This window comes from Candidatus Beckwithbacteria bacterium (assembly GCA_012797845.1).
Taxonomy (GTDB): domain Bacteria; phylum Patescibacteriota; class Microgenomatia; order UBA1400; family UBA1449; genus JAAZOH01.
In genome coordinates this window covers 1-4,722 of sequence record JAAZOH010000046.1, presented here as the reverse complement: position 1 = coordinate 4,722, position 4,722 = coordinate 1, and the positions used below count along the sequence as shown (strand labels likewise).

General features: G+C 36.9%; 3 protein-coding genes. 1 reads left to right on the top strand and 2 read right to left on the bottom strand.

Translation table 11 applies throughout. The features are described from left to right. The first annotated feature begins 46 nt into the window (after window positions 1-46). Window positions 47-2,602, top strand: a complete 2,556-nt coding sequence (locus GYA49_06665; GenBank protein ID NMC36687.1) for a PBP1A family penicillin-binding protein — start codon at window positions 47-49, stop codon at window positions 2,600-2,602. Window positions 2,603-2,609: 7 nt separating this feature from the next. On the opposite strand, the gene GYA49_06660 is transcribed toward GYA49_06665, so the two are convergent. Both GYA49_06660 and GYA49_06655 read right to left on the bottom strand, forming a co-directional pair. Beyond that, window positions 2,610-3,173 carry a hypothetical protein gene (locus GYA49_06660; GenBank protein ID NMC36686.1) on the bottom strand — a complete coding sequence of 188 codons (564 nt, stop codon included), beginning with the start codon at window positions 3,171-3,173 and terminating at the stop codon, window positions 2,610-2,612. Window positions 3,174-3,188: 15 nt separating this feature from the next. After that, window positions 3,189-4,712 (bottom strand): 2,3-bisphosphoglycerate-independent phosphoglycerate mutase, encoded by a 1,524-nt coding sequence (locus GYA49_06655; GenBank protein ID NMC36685.1) that lies wholly within the window; start codon window positions 4,710-4,712, stop codon window positions 3,189-3,191. Between the last annotated feature and the right edge of the window lie 10 nt (window positions 4,713-4,722).

Below are 4,722 nucleotides of genomic sequence, written 5' to 3'. Positions count from 1 at the left end.
TAAATTCCCTCTTTTTTCCTCTGTTAGACTTTGGTAGTATAAGCTCATGGAAACTAGGACAGGATTAAATCAAAGGCTTAAAAAATACAACCCATTATCCTGGGTTGTTTTTTTATTACAAAGCATCGGCCGAGCTACCTACAAATCAATTTTCTGGATTGCTAAACTTTCTTACTTAGCTATTTATAAGTTGATCCATTTTTTCAAAACATTTTCTTTGGGTAAAAAACCAAGCATCACTACTAAGATTTCTATCTCAAATAATGTTGTCAAGGATAATTTAAAAGCAGTTTTTTGGACCTACGCTTCAATCAATCAAAGTCTGTATCAATGGAATCGCGCTTTATTACTACGCTTAAAATCTTGCATACCCCATATTCATCTTATCCGTTTTGATCATGACTTACTTAAAATTTGGTTAAAAAAAATATATTTGTCTTCTCAGTTTTTTAGAGTTCCCTATCTTAATCTAAGTTTTTTAAACCGAGATGTTCGGATTCCCAAACTTCTACCGACCATAAAGCCCAGTGTTGTTTTTTCTTACACCAACATGGTGATTTTGGTATTGCTCATACTAACTGGAGCTAGTAGTTTTTACTATTTTATTTTAAAAGACCTTCCTAACCCTGATGAGCTACTAACTCGCAAAAAAGTTTTAACTACTAAAATTTATGCTCGAGACGGTAGTTTGCTGTATAAAATTTATCGGAGTCAAAACCGTTCTTTGATCAAAATGGATGAACTTCCAAACTATTTAATCAATGCAACCATAGCTGCTGAAGATAAGGAGTTTTGGCAACATCCGGGATTTTCAGTTACTGGAATAGCTCGAGCCCTACAACAAAATTTGACTAATGATCAGTACACTCAGGGTGGTTCAACCATTACTCAACAATTAGTCAAAAATGCTCTTCTGTCTTCAGAACAAACCTATACTAGAAAAGTAAAAGAGTTGGTTTTAGCAATTGAAGTAGAGCTGATGTTTGACAAAAAACAGATTTTACAAATGTATTTTAATGAGATTCCTTATGGTGGGGTAACATATGGTGTTGAAGAGGCTGCCCAAACCTATTTTGGCAAATCAGCCCGTAATCTAAACTTAGCTGAAGCAGCTATGCTGGCCGGATTACCAACTGCCCCAACTCGGTATTCACCCTTTGGAGCTAATCCTGAATATGCTATCTACCGACAACGCCAGGTTTTGAACCAAATGGTTGAACAAAACTATATTAGTCAAGCTCAAGCTGATCAAGCTAAACAAACCCCTATCACCCTCAAACCCCTAACAGAAAAAATTATTGCCCCTCATTTTGTGATGTATGTTAAAGATTTATTAGTTCAACAATATGGGACTCGAATGGTTGAAGAGGGTGGCTTGGAAGTCATTACTTCTTTGGATCCTAAAATCCAAAAATCAGCTGAAGAAGCAGTAGCTCAGGAAGTTAATGAGCTAATCCCCATGCGAGTTAGCAATGGAGCAGCTTTGGTTACTAATCCCAAAACTGGAGAAGTTTTAGCTATGGTGGGATCGAAAGATTATTTTGACACCGTTAATGATGGTAATGTTAATGTCACTACTAGACTACGTCAACCTGGCTCGTCTATCAAGCCGCTTACGTATGCTTTGGCTTTGCAAAACGGTTTTACTCCAGTTTCTCTAATTGAAGATACGCCAGTCAGTTTCCCTGATGGCGATCACGCTTATACTCCAGTCAATTATGATGGTCAGTTTCATGGCAATGTCACCTTGCGAACTGCTTTAGGTTCAAGCTTTAATGTGCCAGCTGTTAAGGTTTTAAATAAGCTCGGCGTTCAAAATTTAATTTCTTTTGGTGAAAAAATGGGAATCACTACCTGGACTGATCGAAACCGTTTTGGCTTAAGCTTAACACTGGGTGGTGGCGAAGTGAGAATGACTGATTTAGCTGTAATGTATGGCGTTTTTGCTAATGGTGGCTATAAAGTACCTTTGAATCCAATTTTGGAAGTTAAAAATATTGAAGGTAAAACTCTCCTTGATAGCGAAGAATCAATTGAAGGCTTGCCATTTTTACCCTCTGTATCGGCTGCTGAACCACTGAGTAACCAAGCCGAGCCGGTTTTAAGCCCTATGATTGCTTATCAGATTAGCGATATTTTGTCTGATAATAACGCTCGGATTCCGGCTTTTGGTCCCAATTCGCTTCTAAATATCCCTGATCAACAAGTGGCCGTCAAAACTGGAACCACCAACGATAAGCGGGATAACTGGGCTATTGGCTATACTCCTGATCATGTTGTCGCTGTTTGGGTTGGCAATAACGACAATAGTCCCATGAGCGCAGTAGCTTCAGGAGTTACCGGAGCTACTCCAATTTGGAATCATATTATGATCAATATTTTGAAAGACTATAATTATCAGGTAGCTTTTAAAAAACCATCAGAAATGGTAGCAGTCCAGGTTTGTAAAGATTATGGAGTCACTACTTGTTTGCAAGGTTGTCAAAATATTAAAACTGAATATTTTTTACCCGGCAATATTCCTCAAATTCCTTGTCCGCCACCGCCTAGCGAAGAAGAAAAACAAAAACAAACTATCCAACTCACTGTTTTACCAAATTAATATCTCTTCAAAATAATTTTAAGAGATTTTGTATTGCTTGATAATCAGCTTTTAAATCCTGTTTAACATAAGATAAGCTTATAGCTTGCCATTTTTCTTCTACTTTTTGTTGATAAAGTTCAACTATAGCTTTTAACTTCATATTGCTTGTAAATCTTATTCCTCCAATAAAACCTTTAATCGAGACAAAGCGATAACAATCAGCATTGCAGCAAACCTCTGCTTCCAAAGAATAAAATTCTTTTACTCCATGATGTTGGAGAACACAATAATGAATATTTTCTCGTTCTTTGCTGGAAAGTCCTTGAAGATTTGTTAAAAGTGTTTTTGTTTTTTTAGCACTCAAGGCAATGTGTTCATTAATCTTATTATCTTCAAAAGCAACTCCTAACATACAATCCATAAGTATCGTGCCAAGAAGAACGATTTGTTGATTAGCTTTATACTTTTTAGCTAAGAACTGGCCAATATCATTTGCATAGTTAAAATGAAAACGTGAAGGAAGTTGATATAGCTCTATTTGTTCTAGAGCAAAATCTTTGATTTTAGCAATATTTGCAGTACTTATCATTAAAGTAACTAAGTATTAAACTAAACTCTCCCCACTCATTTCTTTTGGTTTAGTAATTCCTAAAAGTTTAAGCGTAGTTGGGGCAATGTCTTGTAATCCTCTACCTTCTTTGAGTTTAACTTGTTGTAATTTTGGATCATTGCTGACTAAAATACATGGTACTGGATTGGTAGTATGAGAAGTCCGCCATTTAGGGGTTTGATCTTCAGCATTACCGTGGTCAGCAAAAACTAAAATAGTATAACCTTGTTCTAAACCAGCTATCACAATTTGTTCCAAAGCCTGATCAACTGCTAGAACCGCTTTGCGAATTGCTGGTCTAATGCCAGTGTGACCCACCATATCGCCATTGACTAAGTTGGTCACTACTAAACTATAGTCCTTTTGTCTAATTTGATTGACTAAAGCATCAGCAATTTGGCCTACACTCATCTCAGGTTTTAAGTCATACGTAGCTACTTTTGGTGAAGGGATTAAAACCCGTTCTTCTCCGGTAAACGGTTTTTCGATTTGGCCATTAAAGAAAAAAGTCACATGAGCATATTTTTCAGTTTCGCTAATGCGTAACTGTTTTAAGCCTTGTTGACTGACAAGTTCTCCCAAAAAATGAACTACCGGAATTTCAGCAAAAGCAACATCAGCCTTCATTGGTTGGTAATACTGAGTCATGGTTACATAGTTGATAGCAAGTTTTTGGACTGGAAAATGATCAAACTTGGGTTCAACTAGAGCCTGGGTTAGCTGTCTAGGTCGATCAGTCCGGAAGTTATAAAAAATCACACTATCATGATTTTTAATACCTTCATACCAGCTTATTTTTCCTGGCACAATAAATTCATCAGTTTCTTTTTGACTGTGACAGGCATGAATATAATCAGAGGCTTTTTCAAACATTCGTTGCGTTTGTCCTTGTGTTAAACAATCATAGGCTTTTTGAGTTCGATCCCAGCGTTGATCCCGATCCATAGCAAAATAGCGACCAGAAATAGTTGCAACCTGGCCAAAACCTAGTTTTTTCAATTTTTGTTCCAAAGTTCTAAGATGTTTTAAACTATCATGCACTGGCGCATCTCGACCATCAGTAATGACATGAACTAAGACATTTTTAAAGTTTTGCTTTTGACATAAATCCAGCAAAGCAAAGAGATGGTTGATATGAGCATGAACTCCTTCAACTTGCAATAGTCCAATAAGGTGAAGAGTGCTATTGTATTTTTTGCAGTTAGCAATAGCTTTTAAAAACATATCATTTTTAAAAAATGAACCATCACTGATAGCTTTATCAATCCGCACCATGGATTGAAACATAATCCGTCCCCCACCAATCGTCATGTGGCCCACTTCACTATTACCTTGAAAACCTTCTGGTAAACCCACTGCTTCCCCTGAAGCTGCTAGTAAAGTATGTGGATATTGCTGCATAAGCCTACTATCAAAACTGGGCTTAGCTTCGCAAATAGCATTAAGCTCGCAAGAGTGGCGATAACCCCAACCATCGCGGATAATTAACATAACTTTGGCTTTTGAGTTTTTAGACATTTGTTTTTGT

Excerpts from the sequence above, each read along its gene's own strand:
- GYA49_06665 (NMC36687.1), top strand. The coding sequence starts at position 47 with ATGGAAACTAGGACAGGATTAAATCAAAGGCTTAAAAAATACAACCCA.
- GYA49_06660 (NMC36686.1), bottom strand. The coding sequence starts at position 3,173 with ATGATAAGTACTGCAAATATTGCTAAAATCAAAGATTTTGCTCTAGAA.
- GYA49_06655 (NMC36685.1), bottom strand. The coding sequence starts at position 4,712 with ATGTCTAAAAACTCAAAAGCCAAAGTTATGTTAATTATCCGCGATGGT.